Here is a 20,178-nt window from a genome sequence, read left to right on the forward strand (position 1 = left end):
TCCAACTCGCGGTCCGACAGCCCGTAAAGCGACTGCAAGAGCAGGGCCTTGAAGAGAACCAGCGCTGGCCAGCCGGGATGGCCCGGACCACCATGATTGAGCCCGCCAAGCAGCTTCTCGAAACGGTACCACTTCACCAGCGACTCGATCCGACCCAGGATTCCCGACGAGCCAACCGCCTTGTTCCCAAGGAACGCCTCGACAAAGCTCATCTGTCCCGTCCGCTTCACCGCCATCGCAAATCCCTCCGAGCAATAATCGAAGTGAATCACAATGCCAGAATTGCGCAACAAGCCCACAAGGGGAGAAGGGAAGACCTCATCCACCACCCTCAAGTAATCACGCTGGGTTTGTTGCGGCCGGTATGGCTCTTGATCCCGGCAATGTCGTCGGCGGCGGCGATGAGATCGGCGAGCGCCTCCTGCGTGTCGAGATCGTGCCTCGCCTGGTCCGGCTCGTAGCGTTCGATATAGACGCGCAGGGTCGCGCCTGACGTGCCGGTGCCCGAAAGCCGGAAGACGACGCGCGAGCCGCCTTCGAACAGCACCCTTATACCCTGGTGCTCGCTGGTCGAGCCGTCGACCGGGTCGTGATAGGCAAAATCGTCGGCCTTGGCGATCTTCAGGCCACGCACGCTGGTGCCCGGCAGCGAGCCTAGCTTGGCCCTGAGTTCGTCGACAAGCGCATTGGCGCGGTCGGTCTCGACCTCCTCATAGTCGTGCCGCGAATAGTAATTGCGCCCATAGGTCGCCCAATGTTCGGTGACGATCTGTTTGCAGCTTTCGCCGCGCGCGGCCAGGATGTTGAGCCACAGCAGCACGGCCCACAGACCGTCCTTTTCGCGGACATGGTTGGAGCCGGTGCCGGCACTTTCCTCGCCGCAGATGGTCGCCATGCCGGCGTCGAGCAGATTGCCGAAGAACTTCCAGCCAGTAGGCGTCTCGTAGATGCCGATACCGAGCTTGTGGGCGACGCGGTCGGCCGCACCGCTGGTCGGCATCGAGCGGGCAATGCCCTTCAGACCTTCCTTGTAGCCCGGCGCCAGGCGGGCATTGGCGGCGAGCATGGCGACCGAATCCGACGGGGTGACGAAAATGCTCTTGCCGATGATCAGATTGCGGTCGCCGTCACCATCGGAGGCGGCGCCGAAATCCGGCGCGTCCGGTCCCATCATCTCGTCATAGAGGTGCTTGGCATGAACAAGGTTGGGATCGGGGTGATGGCCGCCGAAATCCGGCAGCGGCTTGAAATTGCGGCAGGTGCCGTTCGGTGCGCCGAGGCGGTGTTCGAGGATTTCCTTGGCGTAGGGTCCGGTCACCGCATGCATGGCGTCGAAGCGCATGCGAAAGCCCGACTTGAACAGTTTGCGCAGCGCATCGAAATCGAACAGGCTCTCCATCAGCTCGGCATAGTCGGTGACCGGATCGATGATCTCGATGGTCATGCCGCCAGCCTTGACGCTCCCGACCGTATCGATGTCGATCGGATCGATGTCGGCGGTCTTGAAGCTCGAAATCGCCTTGGTCTTGGCAAAGATGGCGTCGGTCAGCTTTTCCGGCGCCGGGCCGCCATTGCCCGCATTGTACTTGATACCGAAATCCTCGTGCGGGCCGCCAGGATTGTGGCTGGCCGACAGAATGATGCCGCCGAAGGTCTTGTACTTTCGGATGACATGAGAGGCCGCCGGCGTCGACAATATGCCGCCCTGCCCGACCATCACCTTGCTGAAACCGTTAGCGGCGGCCATGGCAATGGCCTTCTGGATGACCTCGCGGTTGTAGTAGCGGCCGTCGCCGCCGATCACCAGGGTCTTGCCGGCAAATCCGTCGAGCGCGTCGAAGATCGACTGGATGAAGTTCTCGGCATAGTGCTCCTGCTGGAACACTGGTACCTTCTTGCGCAGTCCCGACGTACCGGGCTTCTGGTCGGAATAGGGCTTGGTGGGGACGGTGCGTATCATGCTTCAGACAACCCTTTTCGAAAGCAGCAGGCGATAAAGTTCGACGTATTTTTCGGCGCTTCGGTCCCACGACAGATCGGTCTTCATGCCCTGGCGCTGGATGGTTTCGAAGCTTGCGGGACTGGCATGGGCATCGACCAGGCGGCGGATGGCGTGCAGCAGCGCGCCGCCATTGTTGGGCGCAAATTGGAACCCGGTCGCCACGCCCGCGGCCATTGCTGCTTCATTGGCATCGATGATGGTGTCGGCAAGGCCGCCAGTGCGCGCGACGACCGGCACGCAGCCATAGCGCAGGCCATAAAGCTGCGTCAGCCCGCAAGGCTCGAAGCGCGAAGGAATAACGATGGCGTCGCAGCCGCCCTGCATGATGTGCGACAGCTGCTCATCATAGCCGACGACGACGCCGATGCGGCCACGGTGGCGTGCGGCCGCGGCCAGCAGCGCGCCTTCGAGGCCGGCGTCGCCCGAGCCCAGGATGGCCAGCCTTGCGCCTGTCGCGACGATGCCGTCGACCACCGTCGCCAATACGTCCATGCCCTTCTGCCATGTCAGCCGGCTGACGACGCAGACAATCGGGCTGTCGTCGCGGTCGAGGCCGAAACGGTCCTCGACGGCGGCCCTGTTGGGCGCCCGGGTCTTCAACGTTTCGGCCGTATAGGTCGATACCAGATGCTTGTCGGTCTCCGGATCCCAGATGGCGGTATCGATGCCGTTGACGATGCCATGGAGATCGCTTGAACGCATGTTGATGAGACCGTCGAGGCCCATGCCGAATTCCGGCGAACGGATCTCCTGCGCATAGGTCGGGCTCACCGTTGTGATCGCCCAGGCGGCTTGCAAGCCAGCCTTGAGGAAGCCGACACCGCCATAATATTCGACGCCGTCAAGTGCCATCGCCGCGGCCGGCAGGCCGAGCTCACCGAAAATGCCGGCGCCGAACTGGCCCTGGAAGGCGAGATTGTGGACGGTCATCATCGACGGTATGCCAACGGCCTTGCCGTAGCGCATATAAGCCAGGGTCATCGCCGACTGCCAGTCATGAGCATGGACGATGTCAGGCAGGTAGCCCGAAATGGCGCCGCCGGCGATATCGGCGCCGGCCTGGCTCAGCGCCGCGAAGCGCCGCCAATTGTCCGGCCAATCGGCGCCCGAGGCGTTGCCATAGGGACCGCCAGGGCGGTCGAACAGATGCGGCGCGTCGAGCACGAACAGGTCGAGCCCGGCGACCTCGACGGCATGGACCGAGGCCTTGCCGCCCTGCAGCAAAGGGTACTGATAGACGGCCTTCTTTTTCTTGAAGGCGTTCATCACCACCGGAAAGCCCGGGATGAGCGTGCGCATGGTCACACCCTTGGCCGAGAGCGCAATAGGCAGCGCGCCGGTTACGTCAGCCAGTCCGCCGGTCTTGATCAGCGGGAAGATTTCGGGCGTGACCGACAGAACATGCATGCGCTTAACGATCCGCTCCTGGTCCATGTCGCCCAGAACCGTGTAGCGGTTTTGGGACCACGACATGCACAAAACACCCTAAAGTGACAGCTTGTTGATCATGTCCTGTGTGATCAGGCAGATACCCTTTTCCGAGACGCGGAAGCGCTTGGCGTCAATCGCGGGATCCTCGCCGACCACCAGCCCTTCCGGTATCCTTACACCGTGGTCGATGACGACGCGCTTCAACTTTGCGTTCCGGCCGACATGAACGTCGGGCAGCATGACAACCTCTTCCAGCGTCGAATAGGAGTTGATGCGCGCACCGGTGAAAATCAGGCTTTTCTTCAGCGAAGCGCCCGAGACGATGCAATCGCCCGACACCAGTGACGAGACGGCGGAACCGCGCCTGCCGTCCTCGTCATGGACGAACTTTGCCGGCGGCTTCAACTCGGCATAGGTCCAGATCGGCCAGTCGCGGTCGTAGAGGTCGAGTTCCGGCGTCACGTCGGTCAAGTCGATATTGGCTTCCCAATAGGCGTCGACCGTGCCGACATCGCGCCAGTAGGCCTCGTTCTCGGCGGTCGAACGCACGCAGGACTTGGTGAACCGGTGCGCGATCGCCTTACCATGCGTGACGATATAGGGGATGATATCCTTGCCGAAGTCTCGGCTGGAGCCCGGCTCGGCGGCGTCGCGGCGCAGTTGCTCCATCAGGAACTTGGTCTTGAAGACGTAGATGCCCATCGAGGCCAAGGCGAATTCCGGATTACCCGGAATTCCCGGCGGATCGGCGGGCTTTTCGACGAAGGCGATGATGTTGTCCTTGGCATCGACATGCATGACGCCGAAGCCGGTCGCTTCCATGCGCGGCACTTCGAGGCAGCCGACGGTGACATCGGCGCCGGCATCGACGTGCTGGCGCAGCATCATCTCGTAGTCCATCTTGTAGATGTGATCGCCGGCCAGGATGACCATGTATTCCGGACCATAGGCCTCGATGATGTCGATGTTCTGGTAGACGGCGTCCGCCGTGCCTTCATACCATTGCGTTTCCGACACGCGCTGGCTGGCCGGCAGGATGTCGAAGCTCTCATTTCGCTCGGGCCGCAGGAAGTTCCAGCCGCGCTGCAGGTGGCGGATCAGCGAGTGCGCCTTGTACTGAGTGGCGACGCCGAGGCGGCGGATGCCGGAATTGAGCGCATTGGAGAGCGCGAAATCGATGATGCGCGTCTTGCCGCCGAAATAGACCGCCGGCTTGGCGCGCCGGTCGGTCAGTTCCTTGAGGCGGCTGCCGCGCCCGCCGGCCAGCACATAGGCCATGGCGTCGCGGGCCAGCGGCTGGGTTCGTTTCAAGTCTGCCATTCCTACCCTCCCAAGTTACTCGTCTTTATGCGTTGACCAGCCTTAACGAGTTCAGTCGGCGGCGAGTTCAAGCATGATCGTCGACAGCGGTGGCAGAAGCATCGTTGCCGAAATGCTCTTGCCCTCCGCCCGTGCCTCGACCACGCCGCCATTGCCCATGCCGGAGCCGCCATATTCGGAAGCGTCGGTGTTGATGATCTCGCGCCACTTGCCGGCCTTCGGCAGAGGCACACGATAATTGTCGCGCGGCACCGGTGTGAAATTGGAGATGACGGCGACCGGATTGCCGCCGGGAGCGTTGCGCACCCAGGCGAAAACCGAATTCTGGCTGTCGTCGACGATCAGCCAGGAAAACCCTTCCGGCTCGCAGTCGCGGCCATGCAGGGCCGGGCGTGAACGATAGAGATAGTTGAGATCGCGCACCGTCTGCCAGACACCGCGATGCGGGCGGAAATCGAGCAGGTTCCAATCGAGCGCGCGCGCCTCGCTCCATTCGCGGCGCTGCGCGAATTCCTGGCCCATGAACAGCAGCTTCTTGCCGGGATATCCCCACATGAAGCCGTAATAGGCCCGCAAGGTCGCGAATTTCTGCCAGTCGTCGCCGGCCATCTTGCCGAGCAGTGTGCCCTTGCCGTGCACGACCTCGTCATGCGAGAGCGGCAGCACGAAATTCTCCGAGAAGGCGTAGGTCAGGCCGAAGGTCAGCTCATTGTGGTGGTGCTTGCGGAAAATCGGCTCCTTGGAAAAATACTCCAGCGTGTCGTGCATGAAGCCCATGTTCCACTTGAAGCCGAAGCCCAGCCCGCCTTCATGGACAGGCGCCGAGACCTTTGGCCATGAAGTCGATTCCTCGGCGATGGTCATAACGCCGGGATGGTGCCCGTAGAGCTCCTTGTTCATCTTCTGCAGGAAGCTGACCGCCTCGAGGTTTTCGCGCCCACCCTTCTCGTTGGGAATCCATTCGCCCTGCTTGCGCGAATAGTCGAGGTAGAGCATCGAGGCGACCGCGTCGACGCGAAGACCGTCGACATGGTATTTTTCGGCCCAGAATAGTGCGTTGTTGACGAGGAACGACACCACCTCGCGGCGGCCGAAATTGTAGATCGCGGTATTCCAGTCCGGGTGGAAGCCCTTGCGCGGGTCGGCATGCTCGTAGAGCGCGGTGCCGTCGAAATGGACCAGACCGTGCTCGTCGACAGGGAAATGCGCCGGCACCCAGTCGAGAATGACGCCGATGCCGGCACGGTGGGCGCCATCGACAAAGCGGGCAAAGCCGTCCGGATCGCCGAAGCGGGCCGATGGCGCGTAGAGGCCGGTTGTCTGGTAGCCCCAGGACGGGTCATAGGGATGCTCGGAGATCGGCAGGAATTCGACATGGGTGAAACCGGCCTCGACCACATAGGGGATCAGCCGGTCGGCCAGTTCATCCCATGACAGGAAGGTGCCGTCGTCGCGAAGCTGCCAGGAACCGGCGTGGACTTCGTAAATCGAGATAGCTTCGCGCCGAGGGTCGGCGTTGCGCCAGAAATCGCGATGCGCCTCGTCACCCCATGGATGGGCCGGCGGCACCGCGGTCACAGAGGCGGTTGCCGGGCGCAGCTCCGACTTGAAGGCGAACGGATCGGCCTTCAGCGGCAACCTGACGCCATCGGGGCCTATGATTTCGTATTTATAGGGCCGGCCGGCACCAATATCGGGAATGAACAGCTCCCAGATGCCGGTGTCGCGACGGTCGCGCATCGTATGCCGGCGGCCATCCCAGTCATTGAAATCGCCGACCACCGAGACGCGCCGGGCATTGGGCGCCCATACCGCGAAATGCACGCCGGTAGCGCCTTCGTGCTCGATGACGTGCGCGCCGAGCTTGTCGAACAGCCTGAGATGCGAACCTTCGGCGATGTAGTAATCGTCCATCGGCCCGAGCACCGGGCCGAACGAATAGGGATCGGTCAGCCACCAGTCGCCGCCGGCATTTCGCGCGTGGTAGCGAAGCGGTTGGCGCTTCCTGATCGACAGCTTGCCCTCGAAGAAACCGGCGTCGTCGCGCCTGGTCAATTCGCCCGCCTCGATGCCGGTCAGCGTGTAGGCGGTGACGGACTGCGCGTGCGGAACGAAGCAGCGCGCGAACAGGCTCTTGCCGGCCTCCTGGACACCGAGAACCGCAAAGGGATTGCCGTGCGTACCGGCGACAATCGCCGCAACATCGCTGGCTGGCGCCAGTCCGTCCGGCCCGCTTGTCGCAGCGGTCGCGCGCGGCTTCCTCATCAGGCAGCGTCCCTCCCAGGGCACCAGCTATTCATTTCCAGCGATGTGAATTGACATTCAACTCGCATCACCGGGACCACATTGTTCGTGGCTCATGCAATCACATCAGACCGGCACGTTCCAGATTTCTTTCGCGTATTGACGGATCGTGCGATCGGAGGAGAACCAGCCGACGCGGGCGACATTGCGGATGGCGCGCGCGTACCAGTCCGGGCTGTTGCGCCAGACAGCATCGACGTCGCGCTGGCAGGCGGCATAGGCGTCGAAATCCGCCGCGACCATGAACCAGTCGGTGTCGTAGAGACCGTTGATGAGATCGCGGTAGCGATTGGGATCATCGGGCGAGAAGACGCCTGACGAAACGGCCGCGACCGCCTGCGCCAGTTCCGAGGATGCTTCGATGACGCCGCGCGGATTATAGCCATTGTTGCGCCGCTCGGCGACTTCTTCGGTGGTGAGGCCGAAGATGAAGATGTTGTCGTCGCCGACATGCTCCTTGATCTCGACATTGGCGCCGTCAAGCGTGCCGATGGTCAGCGCGCCGTTCAGCGCGAACTTCATGTTGCCGGTCCCCGACGCTTCCATGCCTGCGGTCGAGATCTGCTCGGAAAGATCGGCGGCCGGCATCAGCACCTCGGCCAGGCTGACATTGTAGTTCGGTACGAACACGACCTTCAGCAGGCCGCGCACCGAAGGGTCACTGTTGATCACCCTGGCGACATCGTTGGCCAGTTTGATGATCAGCTTGGCGTTGTGGTAGCTGGGCGCGGCCTTGCCGCCGAAGAATTTCACGCGCGGCATCCAGTCGCGCTCGGGATGCGAACGGATCTGGTCATAGAGCGCGATCGCTTCGAGGATGTTGAGCAGTTGGCGCTTGTATTCGTGGATGCGCTTGACCTGGATGTCGAAGAGCGCCGAAGGGTCGAGCTTGATGCCGAGGCGATCGGCTACCAGATTGGCAAGCCTCACCTTGTTCTGGCGCTTCACGGCGGCGAATTTTTCGCGGAAGGCAGTGTCGTCGGCGAGAGGATCGAGCCCCTTGATCGCCTCGATGTCATCCATGAAGCGGTCGCCGATTGCCTCGCGGGCAAGCGCGGTGAGGCCCGGATTGCACTGGATGAGCCAGCGCCGCGGCGTGATGCCATTGGTCTTGTTGTTGATGCGATCAGGATAAAGTTTGTGCAGGTCGGCGAAGACCGTCTTCTTCATCAATTCGGTGTGCAGCGCCGACACGCCGTTGATCGAATGCGAACCGACAAAGGCCAAATTGCCCATGCGCACCCGGCGGTCGCCATTCTCCTGGATCAGCGAGATGCGGCTGATCTGCTCGTCCGAGAACTGGTCGGTGGCGCGGGCTTCGAGCAGCACCTGCGCGTTGATGGCGTAGACGATCTGCATGTGGCGCGGCAGGAGCCGCTCGAACAGCGGCACCGACCAGCTTTCCAGCGCCTCGGGCAGCAGCGTATGGTTGGTGTAGCCGAAGGTGCGCTTGGTGATGTCCCAGGCGAGATCGAAATCCATGCCATGGACATCCATCAAGAGCCGCATCAGTTCAGGCACGGCGATCGCCGGATGGGTGTCGTTGAGGTGGATCGCGGCCTTGTCGGGCAGCGACTTCAGGTCGCCATATTGGCTGAGATGGCGCTGGACGATGTCCTGCAGCGAAGCGGTCGAGAAGAAGTATTCCTGGCGCAGCCTGAGCTCCTGCCCGGCCATGTGGGAATCGGCTGGATAGAGCACGCGCGACAGCGCATCGGCCTTGTTGCTTTCAGCCAGCGCCCCGATGTGGTCGCCGGCATTGAACTTGTCGAGCAGGATCGGATCGATCGGCATGCCTGACCATAGTCGTAGCGTGTTGACGCGCTTGGCGCGCCAGCCGGCCACGGGCGTATCGTAGGCGACCGCCAGAACATATTCCCTCGGCTTCCAGACATGGCGCTCGAGGCGCCCTTCCCTGGAGGTGATCGATTCGACCGAACCGCCGAAGCCGACTTCGAAGGAGCGCTCGCGGCGCTCGAACTCCCAGGGGTTGCCATGGTCAAGCCAGGTCTCGGGCAGTTCGACCTGCCAGCCGTCATGGATTTCCTGGCGGAACATGCCGTTGGCATAGCGGATGCCGTAGCCATGCGCGGGAATGTCGACGGTCGCCATGCTTTCCATGAAGCAGGCGGCGAGCCGTCCTAGGCCGCCATTGCCAAGGGCAGCGTCCGGCTCGAGCGCCGCGATCAGGTCGAGGTCGACGCCGAGCGACGACAGCGCCTCACGCATGTTCTCCATCAGGCCGAGATTGGAAAAGGCGTCGCGCATCAGACGCCCGATCAGGAATTCGAGCGAGAGGTAATAGACGCGCTTTTCCTGCTGGTCGTAGGCTTCCTTGGTCGCCTGCATCCAATGGTCGACGATGCGATCGCGCACGACCTTGATCGAGGCGGTCAGCCAGTCGTACTGGGTCGCGACGGTGGTGTCCTTGCCGACCCGGTATTTGAGCGACATCAAGACTTCTTCGGCGAGCGTCTTGGGATCGGGATTGTCGAGAGCGGGGGCTTCGATCGTCATGGCGGATGTCATATCGCCTCTCGTTCGGTTTGGCCTGATCATACCGGCTTTCACCGTTTCTCCCAGCCCATCCTAGTGCATTGCAGCATGTTTTCAATCGATTAGAGAATACTCCCGCCTGCTTACCCTGCGGCAATCTGGCAGTTCAGGCCGCCAGTGCCACCTCCGGGGGTGTTTTTGCCCCGGTCATGAAGGCAACGGCATCGGACATCGTATATTGCTTGGGGTCGATGACGCACAGGCGACGGCCCAGACGGTGGATGTGGATACGGTCGGCCACCTCGAAGACGTGCGGCATGTTGTGCGAGATCAGCACGATCGGCAGACCGCGCTTCTTCACGTCGAGGATCAGTTCGAGCACGCGGCGGCTCTCCTTGACGCCCAGTGCCGCCGTCGGCTCGTCCATGATCACCATCTTCGAGCCGAAGGCGGCGGCGCGGGCCACCGCAACGCCCTGGCGCTGGCCGCCCGACAGCGTCTCCACCGCCTGGCTGATGTTCTGGATGGTCATCAAGCCGAGTTCGGTGAGCTTGTCGCGGGCGCGCTTTTCCATTGCCGGACGGTCGAGCATGCGAAGCCACTGGCCGACAAAGCCGGGTTTGCGGATCTCGCGGCCGAGGAACATGTTGTCGGCGATCGACAGCGCCGGCGACAGCGCCAGGTTCTGGTAGACGGTTTCGATGCCGGCTTCGCGAGCTTCCATCGGCGACTTGAAGGAGACAGGTTTGCCTTCGAGCCGGATTTCGCCTTCGTCCGGCACGGCCGCGCCGGAAATCGCCTTGATGAGCGACGACTTGCCGGCGCCGTTGTCGCCGATGACGGCAAGGATTTCGCCGGGGTAAAGGTCGAAATCGGCATTGTCGAGAGCCGTGACGCGGCCATAGCGCTTGACCAGACCGCGCGCGGTGAGGATGGGTTCCTGGGTCATGCCGAAACCTTTCTGATCCATTGGTCGATGGCGACGGCGCCGATGATCAGCACGCCGGTGAGCAGCACTTTCCATTGCGGATCGGCGCCCAGCATGTTGAGGCCCATCGAGACGACGCCGACGATCATGGCGCCGAACAAGGTGCCGAGGATGGAGCCGCGGCCGCCGAAGAGAGAAATACCGCCGATCACCGTCGCGGTGATCGCCTGCAGATTGTAGTCGGTGACGGCGGCGGACGGCGAGATCGAGCCGTTGCGGCCGATCGAAACCCAGGCCGCGAAAGCGGCGATCAACCCGGCAAGGGTGTAGACCGTCATCAGCACCTTCTTGGTCTGGATACCCGACAGCTTCGCCGCCTCCTGGTCGTCGCCGACGGCGTAGACATGACGGCCCCATGCGGTGTGGTTGAGCACGTACCAAAGAACCAGCACGAGCACGACCGTGGCGATGACGCCGAGCGTCAGCACCGCCGTGCCGACCTTGAAGCTCAGGGCAAACAGGTGCAGCAGCGGCGCCTGATTGTCGACGTCGGTGTCGCGGATCGTCTCATTGGCCGAATAGATGAAATTGGTGGCCATGACGATGTTCCAGGTGCCAAGCGTCACGATGAAGGGCGGCAGCTTCATATAGGCGACCAGTAGCCCGTTCAGCAGCCCGCAAGCCGCACCGGCGGCAAGCCCGATCGCCACGGCGAGCACGCTCGGCATGCCGTAGCTGACCGCGCAATTGCCCATGATCACGGCCGAAATCACCATGATCACCCCGATCGACAGGTCGATGCCGGCGGTCAGGATGACCAGCGTCTGCGCGGCCCCGAGAATGCCGACGATGGCGATCTGCTGCAGGATCAGCGTCAGTGTGTAGGACGAGAAGAATCGCCCTCCGATCGTGATGCCGAAGATGATAATCGACAGAAGCAGCACGATCAGCGGCACGGCGGCCGGCGTCGAATGCAGAAAATGCTGGATGCGCTTGACGGCTGATTTGTGCTCGTCGAAAGCGGCCACGCTTGTGTCGCTGGCCGAGAGAACCTTCTCGAATTCCTGAACTTGAGCCATGTTTTCTCCCCGTAGGGCTTCAGCCACGCGCTGACGCCGTCCACGCCTTCCGGTCTGTCGCCGGGATTATTCGCGTTTACAGTGATGCATCGTCCACCCGATGCGGCCGGGGATCAAGCCCCCGGCCGATGGGTTTTGTTCCGGTCAGGCCGGCATCAGCCCCAGCACTTGGCGAGGCCTTCCTTGGTGTCGATGGACTTGACGCCGTTGGCGGGCTTGTCGGTGACGAGATTGACGCCGGTGTCGAAGAAGTTCTTGCCCTCGGTCGGCTTCGGCTTGGTGCCATCCTTGGCGAAAGCGGCGATCGCTTCGATGCCGAGTGCGGCCATCTGCAGCGGATATTGCTGCGAGGTGGCGCCGATGACGCCTTCGGCGACCGACTTCACGCCGGGGCAACCGCCGTCGACCGAGACGATAAGCACCTGGCTTTCGAGGCCGACGGCCTTGAGCGCCTGATAGGCGCCGACCGCTGCCGGCTCGTTGATGGTGTGGATGACGGTGATGGTGTTGTCCTTCTGGAGAAGGTTTTCCATCGCCTTGCGGCCGCCTTCTTCGTTGCCGTTCGTCACATCATGGCCGACGATGCGCGGATCCACCTCATCGCCGATCTTGTTGGGGTCCTTCACGTCGATGCCGTAGCCCATCATGAAGCCCTGGTCGCGCAGAACGTCCACGGTCGGCTGCGAGGGGGTCAGGTCGAGGAAGCCGATCTTGGCATCCTTGGCCTTGTCGCCCAGCGTGGCGGCGGCCCAGGCGCCGATCAGCTTGCCGGCCTCCAGATTGTCGGTGGCGAAGGTCGCGTCGGCGGCGTCGATCGGGTCGAGCGGCGTGTCGAGCGCAATCACCAGCAGGCCCGCATCGCGCGCCTTCTTCACCGTCGGCACGATGCCCTTGGTGTCGGACGCGGTGATCAGAATGCCCTTGGCGCCATCGGCGATGCAGCTTTCGATCGCCGCCACCTGGCTCTCGCTGTCACCGTCGATCTTGCCCGCATAGGTCTTGAGATCGACGCCAAGTTCCTTGGCCTTGGCGGTCGCGCCCTCCTTCATCTTGACGAAGAACGGATTGGTGTCGGTCTTGGTGATCAGGCAGGCGCCGACGCCGGCGGCTGATGCGGACGAAGCGAACGCCATCAGACCCAGCGCGGCCGCCGCAAAAACAGTGGACTTCAACAGTTTTGTATTGGTCACGATTTTCCTCCCAGTGGACCATTTTCGAATGCCGGCCAACCGGCACCCGCACGGCATCCAAGCGACTTCTCCCAGCGCGGATGCCCCCTCAAAGAACACCACACAAAGGCATCTGTCAATAATTAAATCACTCTTATTTATTATTGACAGCCTTGCGTCGTTCACTCATTCTGGCCCAAAAGCATTGCCGGGGAAACGACGGGAGGAACAGGGTGGAGACCGCCACTGCGAGGCATGGTTCGCCCGAAGCGAACGAGAGCCTTATTCACCGCGGCACCAACCAGAGCGGCATGCGCGACCACAACGAGCGCCTGGTGCTTTCGCTGGTGCGCCAGCACGGCAGTCTTGCGAAGTCCGACATTGCCCGCATGACCGGACTTTCGGCGCAGACGGTCTCGGTCATCATGCGCGAACTGGAGGAAGAAAGCCTGCTCGTGCGCCAGGCGCCGTTGCGTGGCAAGATCGGTCAGCCCTCGATCCCCATGGCGCTCAATCCCGAGGGCGCCTTCTTCATCGGCCTCAAGATCGGCCGCCGTAGCGCCGAACTCGTGCTGATCGATTTCCTCGGGCAGGTGCGCGCCATGCTGCAGCATTCCTACCGCTACCCTGCCCCACGCGAGACGGTCGAGTTTGTCACGTCGGGCATGAAGACGATGCGCGGCGAGCTGACACCTGCGCAGGACAAGCGCATTGCCGGACTCGGCATCGCCATGCCGTTCGAACTTTGGAACTGGGCCGACACCGCCGGCGCGCCGCGCGACGTCATGGACGAATGGCGCCATCGCGATATCAGGGCCGACATCCAGGCACAGTGCGATTTTCCGGTCTACCTGCAAAACGATGCCACCTCCGCCTGCGGCGCCGAACTGGTCTTCGGCCAGACGGGCGCGGCGCGGGACTTCGTCTATTTCTACATTGGCGCCTTTGCCGGCGGCGGCATCGTGCTCAACGGCCGGCTCTTCGGCGGACCGACCGGCAATGCCGGCGCGCTCGGCTCAATGCCCGTGCCCGGGGCGGATGGAAAACCGACCCAGCTGATCGACGTGGCCTCGATCGCCATGCTCGAAAAAACACTCAATGCGCGTGGCGTCGAGGCCTCGTATCTGTGGACCTCGCCCGAGGATTGGGGGGAGATCGGCGCTGAGCTCGACGAGTGGATCGCCAGCGCCTCGCGGGCGCTCGCTTACGCCATCGTGGCAGCGTCCTCGGTCATCGATTTCGAGGCCGCGGTGATCGACGGCTGGATGCCGAAGGCCGTCCGCCAGAGGCTGGTCGAGGCGGTCGTGACGGCAATCGGTGCGATCGACGGCGAAGGGCTGAAACTTCCGACCGTCCGCGAGGGGACCGTGGGCATCCATGCCCGGGCGCTCGGCGGCGCCAGCCTGCCGCTTTCCGAACGGTTCCTGATCGGTTCGACGACGATCTCCAGGAGCGCCTGAATGCTGATCGGGATTCCGGCGCTGCTTGGTCCGGAGCTTCTGGCGACGTTGCGCGCCATGGGCCATGGCGACGAGATTGCCCTGGTCGACGGGAACTATCCGGCGCAAGAGCAGGCAAGACGCCTCATCCGGACCGACGGCCATGCCCTCATTCCCGTACTCGACGCGATACTGACGCTGCTTCCGGTCGACGATGTCGTGCCGGAGGCGCTGTTTCGCGCCTCGGTGAAAGGCGATCCGTCGCTTGCCGACCCCGTCCATCGTGAAATGGAGGCGATCTGCGCCAAACGAGCTCCGGGCCGCAAGGTGGTTGCGCTGGCCGGCGCCGACTTCTATGCACGGGTCAGATCGGCGCATGCCATCGTCGCGACAAGCGAGCCGCGGCTTTACGCCAACATCATCATCCGCAAGGGCGTGATCTATCCGCCGGAGACCAGGAAGCCATGATCCTCTGCTGCGGCGAAGCCCTGATCGACATGCTGCCGCGCACCACCACGCAGGGTGAGCCGGCCTTTGCTCCCTATGTCGGCGGCGCCGTTTTCAACACGGCGATCGCGCTCGGCCGGCTCGGCGCGCCGGCCGGCTTCTTCTCGGGCCTGTCGTCGGACCTGTTCGGCGGCCAGTTCCGGGACGCGCTCAGGGCAAGCAAAGTGAGTTCAACCTACGCGCACACTTCGCCCCGGCCGACGACGCTGGCCTTCGTGCGGCTGAACAACGGCCAGGCGACCTACACCTTCTATGACGAGAACACGGCCGGGCGCATGCTGACCATCGAAGACCTGCCGCAACTCGGCGGCGAGATCGAGGCGATGCTGTTCGGCGCCATCAGCCTGATCTCGGAGCCGGCTGGCTCGGCCTATGAGGAGTTCATGCGGCGCGAGCATGAGGCCCGCGTGATGATGCTCGATCCCAACATCCGGCCGAACTTCATCCCCGACAAGGCCAAGCACCTCAGGCGCATCCGAGAGATGATGGCGATGGCCGACATCGTCAAACTGTCGGACGAAGACCTCCACTGGTTCGGCGAAGCCGGTTCGCACGAGGATGTGGTGCGCAATTGGCTCGACCGCGGCCCCAAGCTGATCGTCGTCACCCATGGCAGCGAAGGTGCCGTTGGCTACAGCAAGCAGCACCGTGTCACCGTCATACCGGAGACAGTCAAGGTGGTGGACACCGTCGGCGCCGGGGACACGTTCAACGCCGGCATCCTTGCCTCCCTGCATGAGCAAGGCCTGCTGGCGAAGGCGGCGATTTCCAGCCTGTCCGAAGACGCAATCCGCAAAGCATTGGCGCTCGGCGCCAAGGCAGCGGCAGTGACGGTATCACGAGCCGGCGCCAATCCCCCCTGGCTACACGAGATCGGCTGATCGCCTCCCGGAAGCGATCACTTTATGTTTCCATGCGCCAGAAAACCGCGACAAAAATGGCCTGAATTGCACCGCCAAGCCTGGATTCCCGGCTTTTTGGGGCAATGCGCCGGCAAAACACGGGTAACGGGCTGCGACACTTGCACCCGATGCCCGGTCCGCAGCCGGCTTTTTCAGCCGCGCCAAGTCTGGTACCAGCGGGCCGGTTATTGGCAGGTATTGAGGCCGACATGCAGTTCATCGATCTTGGCGCGCAGCGCGAACGAATCCGCGACCGGCTGAAAGCCGCGATCGACCATGTTGTCGAGGATGGCCGCTACATCTTTGGCCCCCAGGTCGCCGAATTCGAAAAGAAGCTCGCCGCCTATGTCGGCGTCAAGCATGTGGTCGCGTGCGCCAACGGCACGGACGCACTGCTTTTGCCGCTGTTTGCCGCCGGCATCGGCCCGGGTGACGCGGTGTTCGTGCCGAGCTTCACTTTCGCCGCCACGGCGGAAGTGGTGGCGCTGGCCAAGGCCGAGCCGGTTTTCGTCGATGTCGATCCGAAGACCTACAACATCGACATCGCCAGCCTCGAGGCGGCGATCGCGGCCATCAAGAAGGAAGGCCGGCTGAAGCCGAAGGCGATCATCCCCGTCGACCTGTTCGGTCTTGCCGCCGACTACGAGGCGATCATGGCTATCGCCAATCGCGAAGGCTTGTTGGTGATCGAGGATGCCGCGCAGTCCATGGGTGGTTCGCTCGAAAGCAGGATGTGCGGCTCGTTCGGCCATGTCGGCTCGACCAGCTTCTATCCGGCCAAGCCGCTTGGCTGCTATGGCGACGGCGGCGCGATGTTCACCAATGATGACGCTTTGGCCGACACGCTGCGTTCCTTCGCCTTCCACGGCAAGGGCGAGACGCAATACGACAACATCCGCGTCGGCATCAATTCACGGCTGGATACGCTGCAGGCGGCAATCCTGATCGAGAAGCTGGCCATCCTCGAGGAAGAAATGGTAGCGCGGCAGGTGGTAGCCAAGCGTTATGCAGAAGGCCTGGGCGACATCGTCACCGCGGCCCGTAACCTGGATGGCAGCCATTCGGCCTGGGCGCAATACGCGATCGAAACGCCCAAACGCGACGGCCTTAAAGCGCATCTGAGCGAAAAAGGCATCCCGTCTGTCATCTATTACGTCAAGCCGCTGCATGAGCAGATCGCCTATCGCGACTACCCGCGCTCGCCGACCGGTCTTGCGGTTTCGGAGGACCTGCCGAAACGCATCCTGTGCCTGCCGATGCATCCCTATCTTAGCGAGGCCGACCAGGGCCGGATCATCGAAACGATCCGCAACTATATCGGCTCGAACTCGGCGCAGGCCGCGGCCGAATAGGCGCCTGATAGCAGAGGCCGACACACCTCGTTCGCTTAGAGCGGTCGGGGCGCAGGCCGGCGCGTCGCGCCGTTATTCTGAGACGGTCGGCGCGCGTCTTGTGGTCCGGTCATCCATTCCCGGCCGGGTCACGGAACGGCACTGCAATATGCAGATCCCTGCTGTGAAGACCAAAGTGCCCAGCACCCATGACAACCAGATCCGATGGTCGACCGACAGTTCGACAACAGCTATGATCAGGTAGTTGCTGGCTATGAAATGGCAGGGGCCCCGCAAACCGCCGATCATTCTTATGATCGCGCCCAGGAGCACCCCATACACAATGATGCCCAGCGCTCCGAGCTCGTACCACAAATCGAATACGATATTGTGTGCGCTTGGGAGATCCACCTGCGCATAATATGTGGGACTCACCACAACCCCGGCCGCGTTTCTCATCGTATTGGCGCCATGGCCGAGAACGGGCTGGTCCGCAATGTGGGGCGAGATCATCTGCCAAAGATCAAGCCGCGCGGCGAACGTTCCTGGATAGAAGGCCAGCCATCCCGTGGTTTTGAGGTAGGCGAACAGCGGCGAGACGACGAAGGGGGCGATCAGGGCAAAAGACAAATAGACGGCGAAGAATGCGACCAAGGCGTGTTGGCGGTATTTGGCGGGCATGACAAACATCACCGCCACGAAGACAATCGCCAGATTGACGCCGGTCGATTGACCGTAGAGCAATGTCAGCACGGCAAAGAGAGCCGCAAGCCCCCTCCAGACGAGCCGCGGCTGGGCAAGAAATATGACGGCAAAAAAAGCTCCATAGACCGTGATCTTGTGGAGGGTGAAAACATTTTCCACAAATCGCGGATTTTCGGTCAAAAACGCAAAATACAGTTCCCAACCCATCACCGACACCAGGCCGATCAACATGCCGACCAATGAGACCCGCTCGAGCCGATCGCGTTGAGCGCCCGGAAGCGCCAGAATGCACTCAAACAGCAGGATGGCGGCGACCGAGTAGCCAAACAGGTCCCTCGCCGCCATGAGAGAGCGGCTCGCGTTAACCGACCACAGGGCGCTCGACAGGACAAAGCCGGACAAGAGGGCCAGAGTTACGGCGAGGCCCATCGTTGCCCTGCCAAAGCGCGCACCCTTCGTCAAAAGGGCAAGAGCGCCCATGAGTGCCGCGACAAATGCCAGGGCCGTCGGAGACATTTCGATGAAGACGAAAAGGGCGGGAGAGAGGGCGTAGAGGCCCAGCAACATCCTGAGGACTATTTCGTCGCGATTGCTGGTCCATACCGGAAACCCGCCCAGAATGACGGCATGGCATTTCTGAAAAAAGGACATTCAACTACCGACTCAGGGAACGCCTATACAGGATAGGTTATCGGCGAAGGCACCTCAACGTTCGATACGTCCTGCGGTTGCAACCCTGCCGCTGGCGATGAAATGCGGATTGGCGAAGTCCTCGTCATCGGCCTGGTTGCGCTTGCCATAGGCCAAGGGCTTGCCGTCCAGCGTGCGTGTCGTGCCACCGGCGGCGCGCAGCACCGCGTCACCCGCCGCCGTGTCCCATTCCATGGTGCGGCCGAAGCGCGGATAGACATCCGCCTCGCCATTGGCGAGAAGGCAGAATTTCAGCGACGAACCGACCGAGACGATCTCGGCGGCACCAAGGTGGCGAATATAGGCTTCGGTTTCCGGCGTGTTGTGCGAGCGGCTGGCAACCACCGCCAGCGGCGTCGCGGCCGTTCTCACCGAAATCGGCCGGCGAGAAACGATCCGGTAGTCGCCATCGATTTCGAGGGCTTCCGCCGTGCCCGGCAGACCGGAAAAGAAGCGGCCGCTGCATGGCGCGAAGACAACGCCGACTTCCGGCACGCCATGGCGGGCAAGCGCGATGTTGACGGTGAAGTCGGTGCGCCGGTTGACGAATTCCTTGGTGCCGTCAAGCGGATCAATGAGGAAGAAGGTCTCGCCAAGTTCGCCCGGCATGACACCGGCCGCCGCCTCCTCCTCGGCCACGCAGGGAATGTCGGGGAATTCCGCACGCAGCCCGGCGAGGATAATCTTCTCGCTCTCGCGGTCCGCCTCGGTCACCGGCGAGGAATCCGATTTGCGGTCGACCGCGCAGCCGGCGTGGAACACACGCATGACCTCACGCCCGGCCGCTAGCGCCAGCCGCTCGAAGATCTCAAGCATCGCCGTGTCGTCAGATGCCGCCGCCATTGTCATATTGATCTTCCGCAATGTCACGCTCGTTCAGCCAGTGTTCCAGGGCATCTACCATCTCTTCAGGCGACTTGCCGAGCGTCTTGAGATGGATCTCCGGGTTCTCCGGTGCTTCGTAAGGAGAATCGACACCGGTGAAATTCTTGATCTCGCCATTCAGCGCGCGCGCATAGAGGCCCTTCGGGTCACGCCTGGCGCATTCCTCGAAAGGCGTGTCGACAAAGACTTCGATGAACTCGCCACTGGCCATCAATTCGCGCGCCATGCGCCGCTCGGCTCTGAACGGCGAAATGAACGAGACGATGACGATCAGCCCGGCGTCCGCCATCAGCTTGGCCACTTCGGCGACGCGGCGAATGTTCTCGACGCGATCGGCGTCGGTGAATCCAAGGTCGCGGTTGAGACCGTGACGGACATTGTCGCCGTCCAGGATATAGGTATGGCGGCCAGTGGCGAACAGCTTCTTCTCGAATAGGTTGGCGATGGTCGACTTGCCGGAGCCCGAAAGCCCCGTGAACCAGAACACGGCGGGCCGCTGGTTCTTCATGTCGGCGCGCACGCCCTTGCCGACATCGAGCGATTGCCAATGGATGTTTTCGGCGCGGCGCAGCGAATGCAGGATCATGCCGGCGCCGACCGTGGCGTTTGAGATGCGGTCGACCAGGATGAAGGCGCCGGTGGTGCGGTTCTCGCCAAACGGATCGAAGGCGATCGGCGTCCGCGTCGAGATGTTGCAGATGCCGACTTCGTTCATTTCAAGCGACTTGGCCGCCTCATGGGCAAAGTCGTTGACGTTGATGCGGTATTTCAGATCGGTGACGGTGGCGCTGGTNTGATCGGTCTCGGTGCGCAGGATATAGGACCGGCCAGGCAGCAGCGCATTTTCGTCGAACCAGACGATGCTGGCGGCGAACTGGTCGGCGACCTGCGGCCGTGCGGCCGGCGAAACCAGCATGTTGCCGCGTGAGATCTCGACCTCGTCGTCGAGGACGAGCGTTATGGCCTGGCCGGCCACTGCCTGTTTGAGAT

Annotated in this window: 16 protein-coding genes; 4 read left to right on the forward strand and 12 right to left on the reverse strand. The window is 62.5% G+C overall.

Translation table 11 applies throughout. The features are described 5' to 3' along the window. The 9 genes from M653_RS0130125 to M653_RS0130165 form a co-directional block, all read right to left on the reverse strand. On the reverse strand, positions 1 to 236 hold a 236-nt coding region (locus M653_RS0130125), incomplete at its 3' end, for a transposase (RefSeq protein WP_027146635.1). Positions 237 to 331: 95 nt separating this feature from the next. Beyond that, a complete protein-coding gene (locus M653_RS0130130; RefSeq protein WP_027146636.1) occupies positions 332 to 1,960 on the reverse strand; it encodes an alpha-D-glucose phosphate-specific phosphoglucomutase in 1,629 nt (542 codons plus the stop codon). 3 nt (positions 1,961 to 1,963) lie between these two features. Further along, the gene (gene glgA / locus M653_RS0130135; RefSeq protein ID WP_027146637.1) at positions 1,964 to 3,409 is read right to left on the reverse strand and encodes a glycogen synthase GlgA; all 1,446 of its coding nucleotides are present in this window, start codon (positions 3,407 to 3,409) and stop codon (positions 1,964 to 1,966) included. A gap of 78 nt (positions 3,410 to 3,487) precedes the next feature. Further along, positions 3,488 to 4,753, reverse strand: a complete 1,266-nt coding sequence (gene glgC, locus M653_RS0130140) for a glucose-1-phosphate adenylyltransferase (protein WP_027146638.1) — start codon at positions 4,751 to 4,753, stop codon at positions 3,488 to 3,490. A 51-nt stretch (positions 4,754 to 4,804) separates the two neighbouring features. Next, a complete protein-coding gene (gene glgB / locus M653_RS0130145; RefSeq protein ID WP_027146639.1) occupies positions 4,805 to 7,018 on the reverse strand; it encodes a 1,4-alpha-glucan branching protein GlgB in 2,214 nt (737 codons plus the stop codon). A 105-nt stretch (positions 7,019 to 7,123) separates the two neighbouring features. After that, complete coding sequence (locus M653_RS0130150; RefSeq protein WP_027146640.1) at positions 7,124 to 9,586, reverse strand: glycogen/starch/alpha-glucan phosphorylase; 2,463 nt, start codon at positions 9,584 to 9,586, stop codon at positions 7,124 to 7,126. A 133-nt stretch (positions 9,587 to 9,719) separates the two neighbouring features. Next, complete coding sequence (locus M653_RS0130155) at positions 9,720 to 10,502, reverse strand: ATP-binding cassette domain-containing protein (RefSeq protein WP_027146641.1); 783 nt, start codon at positions 10,500 to 10,502, stop codon at positions 9,720 to 9,722. Beyond that, entirely contained in the window at positions 10,499 to 11,560 is a 1,062-nt protein-coding gene (locus M653_RS0130160; protein WP_027146642.1) for an ABC transporter permease, read from the reverse strand. The genes M653_RS0130155 and M653_RS0130160 overlap by 4 nt, the downstream gene beginning before the upstream one ends. Before the next feature lie 155 nt (positions 11,561 to 11,715). Beyond that, entirely contained in the window at positions 11,716 to 12,732 is a 1,017-nt protein-coding gene (locus tag M653_RS0130165; protein WP_027146643.1) for a sugar ABC transporter substrate-binding protein, read from the reverse strand. A gap of 230 nt (positions 12,733 to 12,962) precedes the next feature. Here M653_RS0130165 and M653_RS0130170 point away from each other — a divergent pair, with 230 nt between their 5' ends. From M653_RS0130170 to M653_RS0130185, 4 genes are all read left to right on the forward strand, one after another. After that, on the forward strand, positions 12,963 to 14,189 hold the full coding sequence (locus tag M653_RS0130170; RefSeq protein ID WP_027146644.1) for an ROK family transcriptional regulator: 1,227 nt from the start codon (positions 12,963 to 12,965) through the stop codon (positions 14,187 to 14,189). Further along, the gene (locus tag M653_RS0130175) at positions 14,190 to 14,636 is read left to right on the forward strand and encodes an RbsD/FucU domain-containing protein (RefSeq protein ID WP_027146645.1); all 447 of its coding nucleotides are present in this window, start codon (positions 14,190 to 14,192) and stop codon (positions 14,634 to 14,636) included. After that, entirely contained in the window at positions 14,633 to 15,556 is a 924-nt protein-coding gene (locus M653_RS0130180; protein WP_027146646.1) for a carbohydrate kinase, read from the forward strand. Before M653_RS0130175 ends, M653_RS0130180 begins: the two co-directional genes overlap by 4 nt. Before the next feature lie 230 nt (positions 15,557 to 15,786). Then, the gene (locus tag M653_RS0130185) at positions 15,787 to 16,929 is read left to right on the forward strand and encodes a DegT/DnrJ/EryC1/StrS aminotransferase family protein (protein ID WP_027146647.1); all 1,143 of its coding nucleotides are present in this window, start codon (positions 15,787 to 15,789) and stop codon (positions 16,927 to 16,929) included. A gap of 72 nt (positions 16,930 to 17,001) precedes the next feature. On the opposite strand, the gene M653_RS0130190 is transcribed toward M653_RS0130185, so the two are convergent. From M653_RS0130190 to cysC, 3 genes are all read right to left on the reverse strand, one after another. Next, entirely contained in the window at positions 17,002 to 18,264 is a 1,263-nt protein-coding gene (locus M653_RS0130190; protein WP_027146648.1) for an O-antigen ligase family protein, read from the reverse strand. A 54-nt stretch (positions 18,265 to 18,318) separates the two neighbouring features. Then, entirely contained in the window at positions 18,319 to 19,119 is an 801-nt protein-coding gene (gene cysQ, locus M653_RS0130195) for a 3'(2'),5'-bisphosphate nucleotidase CysQ (protein ID WP_032936487.1), read from the reverse strand. 10 nt (positions 19,120 to 19,129) lie between these two features. Beyond that, on the reverse strand, positions 19,130 to 20,178 hold a 1,049-nt coding region (cysC, locus tag M653_RS01000000134010; protein WP_032936488.1), incomplete at its 5' end, for an adenylyl-sulfate kinase.

Source organism: Mesorhizobium sp. WSM3626, assembly GCF_000513935.1.
Classification (GTDB): domain Bacteria; phylum Pseudomonadota; class Alphaproteobacteria; order Rhizobiales; family Rhizobiaceae; genus Mesorhizobium; species Mesorhizobium salmacidum.

What these genes read in the sequence shown, in the direction of transcription:
- M653_RS0130130 (WP_027146636.1), bottom strand. Translation starts at nt 1,960, where the DNA reads ATGATACGCACCGTCCCCACCAAGCCCTATTCCGACCAGAAGCCCGGT.
- glgA (WP_027146637.1), bottom strand. Translation starts at nt 3,409, where the DNA reads ATGCATGTTCTGTCGGTCACGCCCGAAATCTTCCCGCTGATCAAGACC.
- glgC (WP_027146638.1), bottom strand. Translation starts at nt 4,753, where the DNA reads ATGGCAGACTTGAAACGAACCCAGCCGCTGGCCCGCGACGCCATGGCC.
- glgB (WP_027146639.1), bottom strand. Translation starts at nt 7,018, where the DNA reads ATGAGGAAGCCGCGCGCGACCGCTGCGACAAGCGGGCCGGACGGACTG.
- M653_RS0130150 (WP_027146640.1), bottom strand. Translation starts at nt 9,586, where the DNA reads ATGACATCCGCCATGACGATCGAAGCCCCCGCTCTCGACAATCCCGAT.
- M653_RS0130155 (WP_027146641.1), bottom strand. Translation starts at nt 10,502, where the DNA reads ATGACCCAGGAACCCATCCTCACCGCGCGCGGTCTGGTCAAGCGCTAT.
- M653_RS0130160 (WP_027146642.1), bottom strand. Translation starts at nt 11,560, where the DNA reads ATGGCTCAAGTTCAGGAATTCGAGAAGGTTCTCTCGGCCAGCGACACA.
- M653_RS0130175 (WP_027146645.1), top strand. Translation starts at nt 14,190, where the DNA reads ATGCTGATCGGGATTCCGGCGCTGCTTGGTCCGGAGCTTCTGGCGACG.
- M653_RS0130180 (WP_027146646.1), top strand. Translation starts at nt 14,633, where the DNA reads ATGATCCTCTGCTGCGGCGAAGCCCTGATCGACATGCTGCCGCGCACC.
- M653_RS0130185 (WP_027146647.1), top strand. Translation starts at nt 15,787, where the DNA reads ATGCAGTTCATCGATCTTGGCGCGCAGCGCGAACGAATCCGCGACCGG.
- M653_RS0130190 (WP_027146648.1), bottom strand. Translation starts at nt 18,264, where the DNA reads ATGTCCTTTTTTCAGAAATGCCATGCCGTCATTCTGGGCGGGTTTCCG.
- cysQ (WP_032936487.1), bottom strand. Translation starts at nt 19,119, where the DNA reads ATGCTTGAGATCTTCGAGCGGCTGGCGCTAGCGGCCGGGCGTGAGGTC.